The 16,282-nt window shown below is 64.7% G+C and carries 9 protein-coding genes and 1 other RNA gene; 4 read left to right on the forward strand and 6 right to left on the reverse strand.

Annotated features, from left to right (window positions below; genetic code table 11):
* Nucleotides 1–74: 74 nt before the first annotated feature.
* From BP26_RS0108310 to BP26_RS0108330, 4 genes are all read right to left on the reverse strand, one after another.
* Nucleotides 75–893: a sulfatase-like hydrolase/transferase gene (locus BP26_RS0108310; RefSeq protein WP_029920116.1), complete on the reverse strand. Its 819-nt coding sequence runs from the start codon at nucleotides 891–893 to the stop codon at nucleotides 75–77.
* Nucleotides 894–1,866: 973 nt separating this feature from the next.
* Nucleotides 1,867–3,933, reverse strand: coding sequence for a hypothetical protein (locus tag BP26_RS27465; protein ID WP_029920117.1), 2,067 nt, complete (start codon nucleotides 3,931–3,933; stop codon nucleotides 1,867–1,869).
* Between the two features lie 358 nt (nucleotides 3,934–4,291).
* A complete protein-coding gene (locus BP26_RS27470) occupies nucleotides 4,292–5,998 on the reverse strand; it encodes an alpha/beta hydrolase fold domain-containing protein (protein ID WP_169740664.1) in 1,707 nt (568 codons plus the stop codon).
* Nucleotides 5,999–6,192: 194 nt separating this feature from the next.
* Nucleotides 6,193–7,233 carry an acyltransferase family protein gene (locus tag BP26_RS0108330; protein ID WP_169740665.1) on the reverse strand — a complete coding sequence of 347 codons (1,041 nt, stop codon included), beginning with the start codon at nucleotides 7,231–7,233 and terminating at the stop codon, nucleotides 6,193–6,195.
* A gap of 338 nt (nucleotides 7,234–7,571) precedes the next feature.
* Here BP26_RS0108330 and BP26_RS0108335 point away from each other — a divergent pair, with 338 nt between their 5' ends.
* Nucleotides 7,572–7,841 (forward strand): DUF2277 domain-containing protein, encoded by a 270-nt coding sequence (locus BP26_RS0108335; protein ID WP_029920119.1) that lies wholly within the window; start codon nucleotides 7,572–7,574, stop codon nucleotides 7,839–7,841.
* A 25-nt stretch (nucleotides 7,842–7,866) separates the two neighbouring features.
* Here the strand turns inward: BP26_RS0108335 and BP26_RS0108340 are convergent, their stop codons facing one another.
* Complete coding sequence (locus tag BP26_RS0108340; protein ID WP_029920120.1) at nucleotides 7,867–8,484, reverse strand: hypothetical protein; 618 nt, start codon at nucleotides 8,482–8,484, stop codon at nucleotides 7,867–7,869.
* A 68-nt stretch (nucleotides 8,485–8,552) separates the two neighbouring features.
* Here BP26_RS0108340 and BP26_RS29335 point away from each other — a divergent pair, with 68 nt between their 5' ends.
* The 3 genes from BP26_RS29335 to BP26_RS0108350 all read left to right on the forward strand — a co-directional run bounded on the left by BP26_RS29335 (nucleotide 8,553) and on the right by BP26_RS0108350 (nucleotide 15,763).
* Entirely contained in the window at nucleotides 8,553–8,741 is a 189-nt protein-coding gene (locus BP26_RS29335) for a hypothetical protein (RefSeq protein ID WP_157572423.1), read from the forward strand.
* A gap of 393 nt (nucleotides 8,742–9,134) precedes the next feature.
* Nucleotides 9,135–10,319 carry a M48 family metalloprotease gene (locus tag BP26_RS0108345; RefSeq protein WP_029920121.1) on the forward strand — a complete coding sequence of 395 codons (1,185 nt, stop codon included), beginning with the start codon at nucleotides 9,135–9,137 and terminating at the stop codon, nucleotides 10,317–10,319.
* An 8-nt stretch (nucleotides 10,320–10,327) separates the two neighbouring features.
* Nucleotides 10,328–15,763, forward strand: a complete 5,436-nt coding sequence (locus BP26_RS0108350) for an AAA domain-containing protein (RefSeq protein ID WP_029920122.1) — start codon at nucleotides 10,328–10,330, stop codon at nucleotides 15,761–15,763.
* 159 nt (nucleotides 15,764–15,922) lie between these two features.
* Here the strand turns inward: BP26_RS0108350 and ssrA are convergent.
* Nucleotides 15,923–16,281, reverse strand: a transfer-messenger RNA (tmRNA) gene (gene ssrA, locus BP26_RS28375).
* Nucleotide 16,282: the final 1 nt, after the last annotated feature.

Consider the following 16,282-nt stretch of genomic DNA (forward strand, 5'->3'; position numbering starts at 1 on the left):
CTCCCCTACAACTCATTCCCTTGCTCTTGACCATCTGTCGTGGTCGCAGCCTGTAACCCGCCGTGGAGCGGGTCTTAGCGTTTCTTGCCTTCCAGGAAGGGTACTTCCAGCACTTTTTCGTGCACGATCGGTCCGTGGCCAAAGTAACCACTTTCGCCGAAGCACTCTCCGTGGTCGGCGGTGACGATGAAATGGGTGTTCTTCGGCGCCTTGTCGATCAGGGCGCCGAGCACTTCGTCGACGTATTCCACGCACTTCACCTGCTGATCGTGCAGGGAGCGCATCTGCTCGTCGTCGAAGAACTTGTCCTCGGTGGTCTTGCCCAGCTCATCATCCAGGCGTTTGAACACGCCGTGTACACCCGAGATGTGGGGCAGGCCCTTGGGATCCAGCATGTAGGGGTAGTGCGTTTCGCCCAGGTTGAGGAAGTAGAACTGGGGCTCGGACTCGTCGAACTCGATCTCCTTCACCATGCCGGCGAAGTCGTTGTGGTTCGCCATCAGCTTGTAGTCGTCGAAGTGGCGGTTCAGGTGCGACAGCGGGTTGAGCACCGGCAGCGACACCTTGGCGCTGGTGCGGTAGCCGTTTTCCTGCAGCACGTGGGGCAGGGACAGTTGCGGCACGAAGCTCTTGAACGAGAGATCGGGGACGTTGAGGCGATCCACCCACAAGGCGAAGTCCTTCTTGTAGACCTCGGAGGCGAATACCCCCTGTGGGCTCTGGTGGGGGATCATGCCCATCAGGTAGGTGTAATGCGAAGGGCTGGTCCAGGAGGCGAAGGAATAGCGCTTCTCGCCCAGGCCGATGCGGTCCATGTTGGGACGCTTGGCACGGAGGTAGCTGTCATAGCGGCAGCTGTCCATGACGATGAAGATCAGATTGTTCTCGCTCATGCGCGGGCCACCCCATGACGCCGCATTGCACCGTTTTCGGACAAGACTTCGCGCTGATGCGCGATAGTCAGCGCAAGTGTTTGATGCTGCATGGTATTGCTATCCCTGAACTCAATTGAATGTTGTGGTAGGTCCAATTCTGGTTATTCCAGATACCGGCCCGGAAAATACGACGCTTTCGTCAGGTCGTTGCACTTAGCGTAAGCCTCGTACTTTCCGAAAATTCATATGCTTAGAAGTCTAGTCTAAGGTGCCGAAGATGTCTGCAAGAATCAAACCAGAGGCTGCTTTCGCACCCTGGGCCCGAGGCTGGTCAAACAGTAAGTAATTTCAGTCATTTGTACTGTGTTGCAGGTATCACGTTGCGCCGAAAACGGCACCGGACGCACGGATGTGACAATTCATGTCCAGGCTGGCCGCGATAGGGCGGCGGATATGTCCCAGACTAGGCATGAAACCCGCTCCGCGGCCTCATCACACCGGACGAGCACAAGGGCAAAGAAACCATGTCGCATATCGTGACGGATTGTTCAGGTTTCCAGGACGGCGATCCATTGTGGTGCATCAGTCGATAGCTGCCTGTGACCGTAGCGACACTGTCACAAATGACTTTCCAGGATGTCTTGAACGATTCCCGCGAACCCGCTTTTGCCGCTTGTGGCCAGGTCATTGCGTTTCCTGTCCCACATGGTGAGCCTCTTGGGTGTGAGTTTTTTGACAGGCTTTGGATGCCGAGGGCTCACGCCTGATCTTTTGCACCGGTGAGGTCCACTGTTTGCCGAAGGCTGTTTTACCTTGGGCACGCGACAGCGTGCAGTATGTTTAAAACTTACGTCAAAAACCGCCTTTAAAAGAAAGGCATTGAACGGATTGAGAGAGATTGAAAAGCGAAAAACATTGAAGGGTAGAAATCGGGAATGAAAGCGGACGCTCGGCTGCTTCGCGAATGGTGGCCCGGGACACGACGATCCGCCTACTGCGAATGCCCCTCGACCAGCTTGCCGAAGCGCGCATCCTGCCGCAGTCCATCCCATTCGGGATTCAGGCGCAGACTGGCGGGTGTCAGCAGGGGATCGAACTCGCTGTCGCTGAGGGTGGGGCCCGACAGCAGGCCGCCCAAGGTCTTGAAGGCGCCGTCGCGGTCGCCGGCGGCGGCCTGCAGGCGCGCCAGGGTGTACTGCGTTGTGGCCAGGGTCAGGGCGTCGCCGCCGGGCGGCACCGTCTGCATGGCTCGCCTGGAATCGTCCATCGCCGCAGCCATGTCGCCGAGCCGGGCGTGGATCAGCGCCTGGCGATTGAGCAGGGCCGCATTGCGGGGCTGCTCGGCCAGGACCTCGGCGGCGTCGGCGCCGGCCTGCCGGTAGCTGGCCCGCGCGGCATCCGTGTCGCCGGACATGCGCTGGAACTCGCCGAGCTGGAACACCAGGAACGCATGCTCGCGATGCTGCGCGGGTTGCAGGCGCTCGAGGTATTTGCGCATCAGCGCGGCGCCTTCCGCGTAGTGCCGCTGAAACAGCTGCTGGAAGCCCAGCACGAGGATTGTGCGCAGGTCGCTGGGATCGGCGGCGACGCCGTTCAACAAGGATTCCGCCAGGTCGGGCCGGCCTTGCGCCAGGTGTAGCCAACCCCCCAGGCCCTGGACCGAGGGCTCGCCGGGGGCCACGTCGCGGCAGCGCTGGTAATAGCGCCAGGCCAGGTCGAAGTTTCCCGTCCCCGCCGCGGTGGTTACCGCCTGATCCAGGTATTCGAGGTTGCGCGGGTCCAGCGCCAGGGCCTGGTCGAAGTAGTCCAGGCTTCGCGGCCAGCGCCCCTGGCGCCGGCTGAGAAAGGCCAGCGCCGAAATGGTGTCGGCGTTGCCCGGAGCCTGCCGCAGCGCCAGCTCGAAGCTGCGGCCGGCGGCTTCGTAGTCGCGCCCCACGTAGAACTGATAGTAGGCCTGCGCGGCCAGGGTCTCGGCAGCCGACGGCCGCAGCCGCTGCGCCTGCTGCACGGCGTGCAGCGCCTCGGCGCGGCCGACGTCGGAGGTATCCCAGTCCTCGATGCTCTCGGCCGCCTTGATCTCGGCGAGCAGCGCCCACGCGGTGGAGAAATCCGGATCGAGGCTCACGGCCTCCCGCAACAGGCCTTCCGCCTGGCTGGCGGCCGCGGCGGATTCCGCGTGCATGTTGTACAGGACCAGGGCGCGCAGGTAGTTGTCCCAGGCGGCGGGATTGTGGGTGGCGCGCGTGGCGAGCTCCTGCTTCTCCGCGCCGCTGAGCCGCGCATTGAGCGCCTGGGTGATCGCTTCCGCCACCTCGCTTTCCACGCCGAAGATGTTGTCGAGGGTGCGGTCGTAGGTTTCCGCCCAGCGATGCTCTTGTCCCGCGGCGCGGATCAGCTGGACATTGATGCGGACCGAGTTGCCGGCCTTCTGCACGCTGCCCTCGAGCACGTAGGCGACGCCGAGCTGGTGGGCGATGTCCGCCACGCTGCCCGGTTTGGAGGCGTACTGCCGGGTGGAGCTGCGGGAGATCACGCGCAGGTCGCCGATCTTGGCGAGCTGGGTCAGCAGCTGGTCCTGGATGCCTGCTGCGAAGTAGGCATTGGACTTGTCGTCGGAAAGGTTCTCGAACGGCAGCACGGCGATGGACTTGTCGCCATCCGTGGCCACTGCTGGCTTCGGCCCGATCCAGCCCAGCCGCTCCGCGACCGGATACAGGCAGGCGCATAGCAGCAGGATGCCGAGCAGGTAGTTGAGCTTGCGGTCCATGCCGCTGCGCTGGCGCGCCGTCGCCTCGTTTTCGCCCTCGCCGGAAACGTCCGGCGTGCGCACGATGCCCTTGGGCGTGATGTCGAACAGCCAGGCCAGCACCAGCGCCACGGGAAAGCCGGCGACGACGATCAGCACCAGGATGCGCTGGCCCAGCGTCGAGATGTCGAATACCGGCAGCACCTGGGTGACGATCTGCACCAGCAGCCAGCCGGCGACGCAATACATCGCCCCCACCTTGTAGACGCGGCGGCGCTGCAGCTCGGCGAAGAAAGAAGGCTTGGCGCTCATGCCAAAGACGGACCGCCCGCGAACCCGCCTGGAACGCTGCGGCGCAGAAATCCCGAAACGAAAGACGGCATCCCCGATCCCTTCTCGTATGGCGCTACTCTACAGCGCTTTGCAAGCGCCGGCAGCAGGGTGCGTGCCGCGCATGCGTCACTCTCCGAAGTCACCGGAGACACCTGCAATGCCGCCCCAGTCTTCGGCGTAAACGCCCGAACGAACATGGCGATGAAACGTCGGGTACGGCCACTCGGCGGCCTGACGAACGTGGCCGTGCTTGACCGGGTTCAGTGAATAGTCGACAGGACGCGCGAAGTCGGCTGCGTCGCGGATATGGTATCCGCGTGCGCCGCGGCAGGAATGGTTATGGTTTCAGCTGCCGATCGAGAAAAGCCAGGGCAGGATCCATGGCGCCTTCGGTCGAGCCCGCATGCTCGGCGCCGTGCACCATGTACAGCTCCACTGGCGCTCCCGCGTCGGCCAAGGCCTTGCGCAGTACTTCCGCCTGCTCTGGCAACACGGTCGTGTCCGCGGTGCCGTGGTAGAGGAAGATCGGCGGCGCTTTCGCCGAGGCGTGATACAGCGGTGAGGCATGGCGGTACAGGGCAAGGTCCTGCGCGGCGGTGACGCCGAACAGCGCCATGCCGTCGTCGGGATTGAAGTGCTCCAGATCGGTGGGCGCGCCACCGGCGACCACGGCGCGCAGCGGCGGCTTCGGCGCACCCAGGGGATCGGCGGGATCGAGGGTCGCCATCAGCGCGGCCAGGTGTCCACCGGCGGAAAACCCCCAGGCGCCGATGCGCGTGGAGTCGACGTGCAGCCGCGTGGCGTTCTGATCGAGCCAGTGTATCGCCTGCTCGGAGTCCTGCAGCTGCGCCGGAAAGCGCGCCATCGGCGCCAGGCGGTAGGTGACGGTGATGGCGACGTAGCCGCGGCGCGCCAGGGCGACGGCGATCGGCCCCATCTCCTGCCGGGTGCCGAGGCGCCAGTGCCCGCCGTGCAGCAACACCACCGCCGGCCTGGGGCCGTCGAGCTGCGGCGTGTACAGGTCCAGTTGCAGGGGGCGCGGCCAGTCGGGTGGGGTGTAGACGATGTTGCGGTCCACGCAATAACCGTATTCCTGCGACCAATTCAGCGGGTTCCAATCCGATAGGGGACCGGTACAGGCGTGCATTGCCAGCATCGAATCATGTTCCGCCCCGGGATTCATGACGTCCTGCATGGCCTGCCAGTTGGTCAGGCTGTAGTCGCAGACCAGGCCAACAAAGATTGCGGCGCCGAAGCGCTGGTTGTTGAGGAAGGCCTTGATGTAGGACTTGCGCTCGCCATCGCGAGTCAGGCGTTGCTGGTGCAGGGCGTAGCCGGCGGCGGCCAGCAACCCCGCGTTGTACAGAATGCCGCGCCCGGCACGAAAGCCGACGACCACCAGCAGCAGCAAGGCCAGCGCTTGCAGCACGCCGGCTATGGCCCGCGCCTTCGGATCCGGCGCTCCCGACACCTCTCCGCCGGCACCAAACACCGGGTTGATCGGGGCGCCGGCGACGCTGTAAGTGTTGTAAGCGAGGATCCAGCACAGGGATGCACTCATCAACAGGCCGACCTGAATCCAGGGCACGTCGTCGGTCACCGCGGCGTATGCCATCGGGATGCCGAAGCTGAACACCAGGCCTAGGTGGGAGCGCGAAAAGCCGTAGAAGCGGCCAGTAGCAGCATTGCCGGCGGCCAGCGTCACGGCGAGCAGGAAAGGCCACAGCACCAGATTATTGAGCTTGCCGAGCAGGACCAGGCTGCTGGCGCACAAGGAGGCAAACAGCAGCAGCGCATCCCAGGTTCTCACCTGGCCGAGCCGGCGCAGCGCGGAGCCGTCCGGCGCGTTGCGGGCGAGCGGGGTGGCCACATAGTTGGCCGAGCGCATCAGCAGGGTGCCGAGCAGGAATGCGGCAAGCACGCCCAGTGGAGGAATCCCGCCAGCCGCCAGCCACAGTGCCCACAGGATCGGCCAGAGCAGTAGCAGTATTCCGGCCGGTTGATGCAGGCGCAGCAGCTTCAAATAGTCGCGTATTCGCCTCATGCGTTGATCCTGAGCAAAATCTTCCCAAAGGCCCTCGTGATCCCTCATCCCGCCGATAGGATACCTGCAGCGGCAAATCCGGGAGCCGGGAATCTGAAACCTGGTTGATTCTTGCTTTTGCAAGACTTCGAGTCGAGCGGTGGAGCTTGAGGATGACGCCGAGCGCGAAGCCCGCTCCGATCGGCGCCGCTGTTTCAGGGTATGACAGCTCCGGAGTCCCGCACCGCGGGCCGCAGCAGGCCGAAGTCTTGCGGTTCATCCGGCCGGAAGCTCGCGGATGACTTCAGATTCAGCATCGGGCGCTCGATCAGGAACCACGAGGCGACCGCGCAGAGCGATGTGGCCACGAAGGCCAGCGCCAGGTGTGGCCAGAAGGAGGCGATGCCGGCGAAGCGCACCACGCAGTGCTGGCAGAGCATGCCCCAGATATAGAATCCGTAGGAGTAGTCGTTCTTCTTGATGTGATTGAGCAGCGCGGGAGTTCTGCGCAGCCCCAGCCAGATGGCGGCGTACGGCAGACACAGGGTCCAAAGCATCCCGCTGAGCCCCAGGAGCCACTGCGCCGCCAACGCCGCCAGTGCCAGCGCCATCAGGCCGGGGTTGAATGGCAGGGAATTGCGGAATTGCCAGATCAGGGCGCCGCCCAGGAAGTAGCCGGCCAGATCGGCCGCCACTTCCGAACCGGTATGTACGGCCTGCATCCCGAGCAGAAGCAGCCAAGCGGCGAGCAGCAACCAGCGAAGGTGCGGGCCCAGCAGAAGACCCAGGGTGGCCAGCCCGACGTAGAACAAGGCCTCATGCATCAGCGTCCACAACGGCATATTGACGGGGGCGTACGACTGGCCGGTGAAAACTCCGGGCAGTTGCAGCTGCAGATCGAAGACGGCGTTGAGCAGATAGCGCCAGGTTTCCGGTTCGGCGAAATAGCGGCCCGGCGCCAGATGCGTGGCGAGGGGGCCGATAACGAAGGTGGTCGCCAGCACCGCCACCCATAGTGCCGGCAGGATACGCAGGCAGCGATTTTGAAGATACTGCAGCACGCTGCTGCGCCGATCCCAGGAGCGGGCGATGAGAAAGCCGCTGATGGAAAAGAATACAAAGACGCCCAGCTCGCCGTTGGGCGCCCAGGCGGCGCCCGTCATCAAGTGTTCGTGACTGAGGAAAACCCAGAATGCAGCGGCAAGGCGCAAAAGATTGAAGGCGTTGTCTCTGCCTCGATCGGACACGGCTTCCATACAACTCCCACCAAAAAGCAAAAGCATTCAGACTTTCTCGGGCCGGAACTTGTCGGTGCTTGCTTCCGGTGCGACATCGTCCAAGTTTGCCATTTTCCAGCCTGTCGTGAAAAGAATCCATCAGGTCGGGCGCCTTTCCTGTTTTGCTGTTTGGCAGCCTATCTGCAAGCAGCTCCGGCGGCACTCCTGATTCGGTTCTCCATTCCAGTCATTCGCGACAGTCGGCTCCCGGCCGAACCCAGTCGGTCAGCGTGATCAACAAGCATTGTCAATGCTGGCAAGATTGTGCGGCAGGTCGATCCGCCCGCAGTCCAGGACATTTTTCGCAGGAGGTCCGCATGTGCCGCAACATCAAGACGCTGTTCAACTTCGAGCCGCCGGCGACGGATGAGGAGATCCGCGCGTCCGCGCTTCAATTCGTGCGCAAGCTCAGCGGCTTCAATGCGCCGTCGAAGGTGAACGAGGCGGCATTCAACCGTGCGGTGGAGGAGGTCAACGACGCCGCGCGGCTGTTGATCCAGTCCCTGGTGACGCTGGCGCCGCCGAAAGACCGTGCAGTGGAAAAGGCGCGGGCGATGGCGGAGTCGGCGAAGCGGTTCGGCCGCTAGTGCGGCTGGGGAAAGCTACCGACCTTCAATGCAGGCGGTCATCGGCGGAGTCGTCTTCCAGGTCGGCGGCGCTCCATTCGTCGGCCTCGATCTCGATGGTCTGCCCGGGGCCTGTGAACAGTTCGGGGTCGAGCACCTCGCTGATCCAGCGGAGTTGATCCTCGTCGAGTTCCCCGCCTTCGGATGCGTCCTCATCGAACTCGTCGGTGCTGCGTTCGAAGCTGGTGCCGTCTTCCGCCAGGAGGTCGTCGGCGCTCTCGGGGAATTGCTCGTAGAGGCTGCCGATTTCCAGGCCGCGCTGGAGGTTGCCGTCTTCGTCGGTCGAGACCGTCAGGCAGACCAGCCAGCAGTAGCGCATGCCGTCGGGGCAGGCGGGCTCCAGTCCCTGGTGCCCGCCGGCCTGCCAGGTGAGCAGGGCGGCTTCCCAGTCGACCAGTTCGTCGTCGACGACGTCGACCGCGAAGTCGCGCGAGATGGTCCAGTCCGCCACCGGCAGCCGCCGCAGGGCGGCCTGTACCGCACGGATGGTCTTGCGGTGCGCCGCGGTGGTGATCGACATCGCCGCCAGGCGGTCCCCGAGCGCGATCGCCGCGTCAATGAGGGGCTGTTCTTCAGGGGAAATGTGGATCTGCTGGGTTTGCATGACCGGGCGCCGTTTGAATTGGCCGTAAGCATAAGTCCTTCCCGTGCGGGCCGGGGCATATGGCGGTCGTGGACGGCCTGACGACAGAAAGACACCAACAAAAAGGGCGCCGCGAGGGCGCCCGTTTCGTTGTTGGTGGGGTGGCGGCAATTGCACAGTGCGGCCAGGGTTTTGATTTTGCTGAATTAACCGCGTTCGATTTTCGCCACATGCCCCAGCATGTGCCCCAGGAACGGGGCACTAAAAATCGCAACTGAACCGGTGTCCGTCAGAGATTGGAGCTAGCGGTTTGTGGGGAGGAGGCGGGGCGATCTTGGATCGCCCCGGATCTCGGCGGTTACCAAAATACTCCACTCGCGCGTGTCCCTTTTAGGGTGTGCGGAAAAGTGAAGGCGACCTGAAGCGCCACTGTGCGGTCCTCGGGCGTGCCCCCAAGGATAATGCCGCCGACGCAAGTGTGGTCAAGAAAGCAATTCCTGCTGTTATGATTCTGGTTCGCAAGAGCCTCCACGAGCGCCGCCAGGGTGAGCTTCGGGGGCGCGGCATGGATTCAGGTCTTCACGTCGGGCGATGGGGAGCGCGGTGGGAATACTCAGGCTTACGACTATCCCGGCTTTTGAGCGGGCGGGGACGGGCATGGAATCGTGCCCATGAATGAAGCCGTGGCGCGGGCGCTGGAGCCGCTGCCCTACCATGTCGCGGTGGTGCGCCACCTGCGCGAGGTAGAGCCGGAGGTGTGGCAGTGGGCCTCCTCGGTGCGAGCGCAGCAGGATCATGCGGACCACGTGCGCGAGCAGTTGCTGCGGCACACCTATCGCCTGGGCGAGCAATCCCATGGCGCGGCCCATGCTGCCGTTACGCTGGCGGCGCAGCGCCTAGGTCTAACCGTGCCGATCACCCTATACCAGGGCAGCGACGGCGCCATGAACGCCTCTCTATACTTCCTCGCCGACGAGGCCCACATTGTGTTGACCGGCCCGGTGCTGGAAAAGCTATCCGAACCGGAGTTGCTGGCGCTGTTCGGGCATGAGCTGGCGCACCATGTGCTGTGGACCTGCGAGAACGGCGCCTACCATGCGGCGGACCGCATTTTGCAGCAGTGTGCGCACGAACCGAGCGCTTCCACCGCGCACATCCAAACGGCGCGACTCTTTGCGCTGTATACCGAGATCTACGCAGACCGCGGCGCGGCGCTAGCGGCGCAATCCGCCGATCCGGCTATCTCGACGCTGGTCAAGACCCACACCGGCCTCGCTTCGGTCGATCCGCAGGCCTATCTTCAGCAGGCCCTGGAACTAGACGCGCGCAACAAACAGCCCTCGCCGCAACAGACCCATCCGGAGTCGTTCCTGCGCGCACAAGCGGTGCACCTCTGGTGGCAGCAGGATGAGTCGGTGCACATCTGGGCCTTCAACCGGATCGAGGGCGGGTTGACTATGCAGCGCCTCGACATGCTTGGTCAGCAGCGGCTGCGGGCGCTGAGTCGGGGTCTGATTGCGCATCTACTGCGCACTCCGGGGTTGGACAGCGAGCGGGCGCGAACCCAGGTGCGCGCCTACTTTCCGGATTGGAGCGAACAGGAGCGGCCGCTGGATGGAGCTGAGCTGAGGCCGGAGGCGCTGGATGACAGCGTGCGCGACTACCTCTGCGCCGTGCTGCTCGACTTCGCTCTCGTCGATCCGGACATCCGAGACGATGCGCTGCCTCATGCTGGGCGCGTCGCCGGCGCTCTCGGTCTGGAACGGCAGTTGGCAGCCGCGCTGCGCAAGCACCTGGGCATGACGAAGCGCGCCGTCGACAAGCTGGCGAAGCAGTGGCCAACGCAACCGGGCTGAGCGCGACCATGGCCAATCTCGCCACGCTGCGTGAGCTACTGTCTTCGGAGGCCCTGTCGAAGCTGCAAACGGATGACGTGTTGTTCCTGCTGCTGCCGTTGATGCGCAGGGTCGCCGAGCTTCATGCCCTAGGCCTCGTCGCCGACCTCGCCTCCGGCAACATCTTGCGCGGCGAGGACGGGGCGCTGCAGCTGCGGGCGTCGCACGGCGAGACGCCGGTCCATGAAAACGACGCGATCCGCCGCATCCAGCCTCCGCCAGCGACAGCGCTCAACATCGTAGGCGAGACTCGCGTCACCCGGGAGTTGGGAGCGGGTCCGGACGCGCACAACGCTCTGGTGCTACGCGAACCGTGCGAGGAGCCTCTTCGCAAGCCGGTGTATCTGCCGGGCCTCGGCGCCTGGGAGCTCGCCGTAGGTCATCACGATGAGATCACCGATATCTTCGTGTTGGGCCAATTACTAGCTTGCCTCGCCTGCGGCCTGGACTTCCACGACGCCGATGACCTGGAGATTTTCGCCTCGCACCGCCGTGATCTGTTCCGGTTGAACCCACGCCTTTCACCAGTGGTCGCGAGCGTCATTGTCGAAATGACGGCGCTCAACCGTCACGATCGCGCGAAGGACCTGCGCGAGCTGATCCGCCGACTCGAAACCTGGCGCGACCAGCCGGTGGAGCTTGATGTGGAGCGCGTGCTGGCTCGGGCGCAGGGGGCCGTTTCGCGCCGTTCGGCACTGATGTCGCACCTGCGCGACCGCCTGTTCGACCTGTCGCGGCGCAACCGCCTGCTGCATTTTCGCCCGACGCAGTCGAGCGTGAACCTCACCGTAGCCAGCGTGCCGGTGGTGCTGCAGCTGGAGACGATCAAGGCGGAGGAGCTTTGCACCTGGGATAGCGCGTTCAGCGCTGAGGTGTTGAGTGGTGGCGATGTGCCCTTGCGCAAATGGCTGCGCTTCGAGGACCAGACCTACCTGACGACGACACTCGATCACGTGCTGCACGAGACGCGACGCGACCGCGCAGAATACGGCTTCTCGCACCTGCGCCTGGTCGTCGCCTTTTTGCGCTGGCACAACCTCAAGGAAGACCCGGAGGAGCGTATCCAGTCGCCGCTGCTGTGGCTGCCGGTGGAGCTGCATAAGAAGAAGGGCGTGCGCGACCAGTTTGTGCTGAGCTGCCCGGAGACGGAAGCCGAGATCAATCCCGCCCTGCGTCATTACCTGCGCCAGCTCTACGACATCGAGCTGCCCGAGGTGATCGACTTGTCGCAGGTCTCGCTGGAATCGATCCACGCCGACTTGCAGGCGCAGATTCGTCGTTCGGAGCCCGGCGTAGAGCTGCGCTTGCAGCGTAAGCCCTCGATCCAGCTCATCCATCAGAAGGCAGTGCAGCGCATCGAGCAGTTCAACCGGCGCCGCCGCCCGCTACGGCCGACGGCGGCCGGTGCGGCGGGGCTTCCCGATTTCTCCTACGCGGCGGACGATTTCCGGCCGCTGGGCCTGGCTTGGTTCCGGCGCGATGTGGAGCACGCGCCGCTACCCCTGCGGGGTGCCGTTGGCGGCGCCGTGCCACGGCACCCGTCGATGGCGCCCGTTGGCGTGGCGCAATCCACTACTTACGCTCTGCACGAGGACCCCGGCCACCGCTACGCCTGGGACTTCGACCTGACGCAGGTGACGCTGGCCAACCTGAACTACAAGAAGATGTCGCTGGTGCGGGACTATAACCAGCTGATCGAGGAGCAGGTACAGAACCATGCCTTCGACCGCGTCTTCTCGATCGAGCCGCGGCCGGTGGAGACTGAGCCGCCGCCGCCCCTGCCGCTGGCCGAGCAGTGGGGCGTGGTCGCCGCCGATCGCACGCAGAATGCCGCCGTGGGCCTGGCGCGCACGCGGCGCAGCTTCATCATCCAAGGTCCGCCGGGCACCGGAAAGTCGCAGACGATCACTAACCTGATCGCCGACTACGTGGCGCGCAACGAGCGCGTGCTGTTCGTGTGCGAGAAGCGCGCAGCCCTGGACGTGGTGTTCCACCGCCTCAAGCAGAGCGGGCTCGACGAGCTGTGCTGCCTGATTCACGACTCGCAGACCGACAAAAAGTCCTTCGTCACCAACCTGCGCGAGAGCTATGAGCGGTGGATCGGGCAGCCCGACCGTTCCGGGCAGCTGGCGACTGGCCGCGCCGGCACGCTGGAGGCGCTAGGCCGGTCGCTGGCGCAAATTGAGGACTTCGAGAACCTGATGGCGTCGATTCCGGCGCCGCTGGCGGTAACCGTGCGCGAGTTGACGCGCCGCCTGGTCGAGCTTGGCTCGGCCGGCGTCGAACTGCCGGCGGTTGAGCGCGAGGCGTTGCCGGACCATGGCGCCTTTACAAGACAACGGGAGCTGGTCGATCGCATCCACGCCTTCGTGCGTGAGCGCTTTGGCATGCAGGGGTTGGCCGAGCATCCGTTCCGCTTCCTCTCTGCTGCGCTAATCGGCCAGCCCGCGCCGGTGCGCGCGGTGGAAGCCGCGCTCGACGAGACCGAGGCGCTGCTCGACAGCCTGGATTCCGTCCTCGGCGATGGCAGCCGGCTGCTCTCGGCCGACATGCCGTTAAGCGATGCCGTGGCCCTCACCCAGACTTTGCAGACTTTGATTGAGGCGCGGGTCGCGAACCATCCGCAACTGTTGGACGAGCACTCCGGGGAGGCGGTGGCATTTACCCAAGAGCAGGCGCGGATCGGCGTACTGGCCGGCGCGGCCGGCACCGCACTGAGCGCCAATCCCCACTGGCGTGAAAAGCTTTCCGCGGATGACACGGAGGCCGCGCTGGCCTTCGTCAAGCTGCGCGAGGCCTCCCTCTTGCGATGGTTCATGCCGGCCTGGTGGCGCTTGCGCGGCCGGCTGAGACTAGCCTTCGACTTCAGCGGCTACGCGGTGCGGCCCACTTTCCGCAAGATCCTGGAGGCGCTCTCCGCCGAGCATTCGGCGACGGCGGCGCTGACTCACGCACAGCAGGAAGTGCTCCAGCGCTACGGCGTCGCCGACGTCGACAGCTTCGCCAAGGCGGTGGAAGCGATCCGGCAAAGGGTCATGGCGCTGCCGATCCTGCGCAAGCTGCGGCAAAAGCTAGCCGCTGCCGCCGATCCCGCAGTGGAAGCACAACGCGAGTCCACCAGCGGGGCTGCGGTAATCCGGCTGCAGGCGTTGGCATCCACGCACTTCCTGTTCTCCGACGGGACGACACTCGAGCAAATCGGCGAGCACGTTCGCGATCTGCGCGAACGGCTGGAGGAACTGCCCGACATGCTGCCGCTGCTGCAGGCGTTGCATCAAGCCGAGCCGGCCTGCGTTTCGCTCTTGCTGCGCCACGCGCTTGCGCCGGCACGCCTGGAGGCCCTGGTGGCCTGGGAGTCGCTGGCGCGCATCCAACGCGCGCGGCCGGAGCTGGCGCGCTTCGACGAGGGCTCTCTGACACGGCTGGCGGCGAACGCCGCCGCCGGCCAGAAGGCCCTGCTGACACAGAACGCGGCGTTGATTCAGGCGCGCCGCCACCGCCTGTTCCTCGACCACGTGCGCCACTCACAGCTGTCGACGACGCAGCTCGATGCCGATGGCAAGCTGTTCAAGAAGCAGTATGCCAACGGTCGCCGCGAACTGGAGCATGAGTTCGGCAAGAGCATGCGCTTCCGCTCCATCCGCGAGCTGGCCGGCGGCGATCCCGGCGTGGTGGTGAACGACCTCAAGCCGGTTTGGCTGATGAGTCCGCTGTCGGTGTCGGACACGCTGCCGCTGCTGCCGGATCTGTTCGACGTGGTGATCTTCGACGAGGCCAGCCAAATCCCGATGGAGGAGGCGGTGCCGGCGTTGTGCCGGGCTGGCCAGGTGGTGATCGTGGGCGACGAGATGCAGCTGCCGCCGACCAGCTTTTTCGCCGTGTCCGGCGTCGAGCAGGAAGTTGTCGAGGTGGGCGACGGCGAGCAGGGCATCGGTGTGACGCTCGACGCAGACAGCCTGCTCAACCAGGCGGCGCGCAATCTCCCGGCCACGCTGCTGGCCTGGCACTATCGCAGCCGTTATGAGGCGCTGATCAGCTTCTCCAACGCGGCGTTCTACGACGGCCGCCTTATCACCATCCCCGACCGCTCGGTCGAGCAAGCCGGGGGCGGCGAGCTGCTGCTGCGCTCCACCGCCGAGGACGCGGCCCGACTCGGCGCCGACGCAGTGATGGAGCGGGCGATCAGCTTCCACATACTGGGCGATGGTGTCTACGTTGCTCGCAGCAACGTGCCGGAAGCCGAGTACATCGCCCGCCTGGTGCGCGAGCTGCTGAACCGGGGCTCCGGGCTGAGCCTGGGCGTGGTCGCCTTCTCCGAGGCGCAGCAGGGCGAGATCGAGGCCGCACTGGACCGACTGGGGGGGGAGGACTCCGCCTTCGGCGCGAAGCTGGACGCCGAGTATGCGCGTGAGGACGAGGGTCAGTTCAACGGTCTGTTCGTGAAGAACCTGGAAAACGTCCAGGGCGACGAGCGCGACATCATCCTGCTGTCGATCTGCTACGGCCCCGGGCCCGACGGCCGCATGCTGATGAACTTCGGCCCGATCAACCAGCGCGGCGGCGAGAAGCGGCTAAACGTGATCTTCAGCCGCGCGCGACACCGCATGGCGGTGGTCTCGACGATCCGCGCCGATGCCATCACAAACACCCACAACGACGGCGCTGCGGCGCTGCGCTCGTTTCTGCAGTTCGCTCAGTTCAGTGCCCAGGGCCAGGTGCAGCGCGCGCAAGCGACCCTGGCCTCGCTCAATCCCGGTGCGCGGCAGTCGTTCTCCCAAGAGGCGCCGCGGGAAGCCTTGCGCCAGACCTTGGCAAGGGCCCTACGCTTGCGCGGGTACGAGGTGGACGAGTGCGTGGGCCGCTCCAGCTTCCGCTGCGACCTCGCGATCCGTGACCCGCTTGGCGACGGCTACGCGCTTGGCCTGCTACTCGACGGCGGTGCCGGCAACGATGCGCGCGAGCGCTACGTATTCCGGCCCGGCATCCTGCGCACTTTTGGCTGGCGCGTGCTGGAAGTGCTGGCGACGGACTGGCTGCGCGAGCCGATGCAGGTGGTGGAGCGCATCGAGGCGGTGCTGACCGGTCGCGTCGAAGCCGAAGTGCCGGCGGAGGAGGCGCCGCTACCGCCGGAACTGGTTGAGGAAGCAATTGTAACGGCGCCACTCGCAGTAGCGGTGACACCGGACTTCGCCAGCCGCGAGTTTCGCGTGCAGGAAGGCAACTCGAACAAGTTCTGGCGTATCGGCGTGCGCGACAGGGACGTTGTTGTCACCTATGGTCGCGTCGGCTCCAGGGGCCAGACTCTCACAAAATCATTCGACACGCCCGAGCGCGCGGCGCTGGAGATGCGCAAGCTGATCGCCGAGAAGCAGAGGAAGGGCTACTTGGAGCAGGTCTCGACCTGAGCCAGGGCTGGCCATGGAGTAGCCAAGTGCCCCCAAACATGCCCCTATGTGCCCCTGGATTGCAACGGATTTTGCCGAACCTGCCCGGACCACCGACAACAAAAAACCCCGCGATTTCGCGGGGTTCTGTACTTCTCCGGATTGCTCCGGACTCTCAATTGGTGGAGGTGGCGGGAATCGAACCCGCGTCCGACAACCTTCCATCCTTCGATCTACATGCGTAGCCCGTTCTTTGATTTTCATCGAACACTCCCGGATGGGCACGGAACGTGTTCGCCTATCTACTTTAGGGTTTTAGCGGGTCGGCCAGTAGCCTGCTTTCACCGCGAGTTGATGAGAGTCGACGACTGAGTCAGGGGCATCAACACCGTCTGGTCAATCGCTCGCCGGGATTAAGCGGCGAGGGCGTAGTTAGCGTCGTTCGCAACTAGCTTGTTTGCGGAAGAGTTTAACGAGGGTCTACCGCACCTCGGCATGCACGTTGGATTTCCTGTCATCGTCGAGCCCAGGTCACCCCCG

The organism is Nevskia soli DSM 19509 (assembly GCF_000711955.1).
Classification (GTDB): Bacteria; Pseudomonadota; Gammaproteobacteria; order Nevskiales; family Nevskiaceae; genus Nevskia; species Nevskia soli.

Bases quoted from the DNA above. Each gene is read 5' to 3' on its own strand.
- BP26_RS0108310 (WP_029920116.1), bottom strand. From the start codon at position 893: ATGAGCGAGAACAATCTGATCTTCATCGTCATGGACAGCTGCCGCTAT.
- BP26_RS27465 (WP_029920117.1), bottom strand. From the start codon at position 3,933: ATGAGCGCCAAGCCTTCTTTCTTCGCCGAGCTGCAGCGCCGCCGCGTC.
- BP26_RS27470 (WP_169740664.1), bottom strand. From the start codon at position 5,998: ATGAGGCGAATACGCGACTATTTGAAGCTGCTGCGCCTGCATCAACCG.
- BP26_RS0108330 (WP_169740665.1), bottom strand. From the start codon at position 7,233: ATGGAAGCCGTGTCCGATCGAGGCAGAGACAACGCCTTCAATCTTTTG.
- BP26_RS0108335 (WP_029920119.1), top strand. From the start codon at position 7,572: ATGTGCCGCAACATCAAGACGCTGTTCAACTTCGAGCCGCCGGCGACG.
- BP26_RS0108340 (WP_029920120.1), bottom strand. From the start codon at position 8,484: ATGCAAACCCAGCAGATCCACATTTCCCCTGAAGAACAGCCCCTCATT.
- BP26_RS0108345 (WP_029920121.1), top strand. From the start codon at position 9,135: ATGAATGAAGCCGTGGCGCGGGCGCTGGAGCCGCTGCCCTACCATGTC.
- BP26_RS0108350 (WP_029920122.1), top strand. From the start codon at position 10,328: ATGGCCAATCTCGCCACGCTGCGTGAGCTACTGTCTTCGGAGGCCCTG.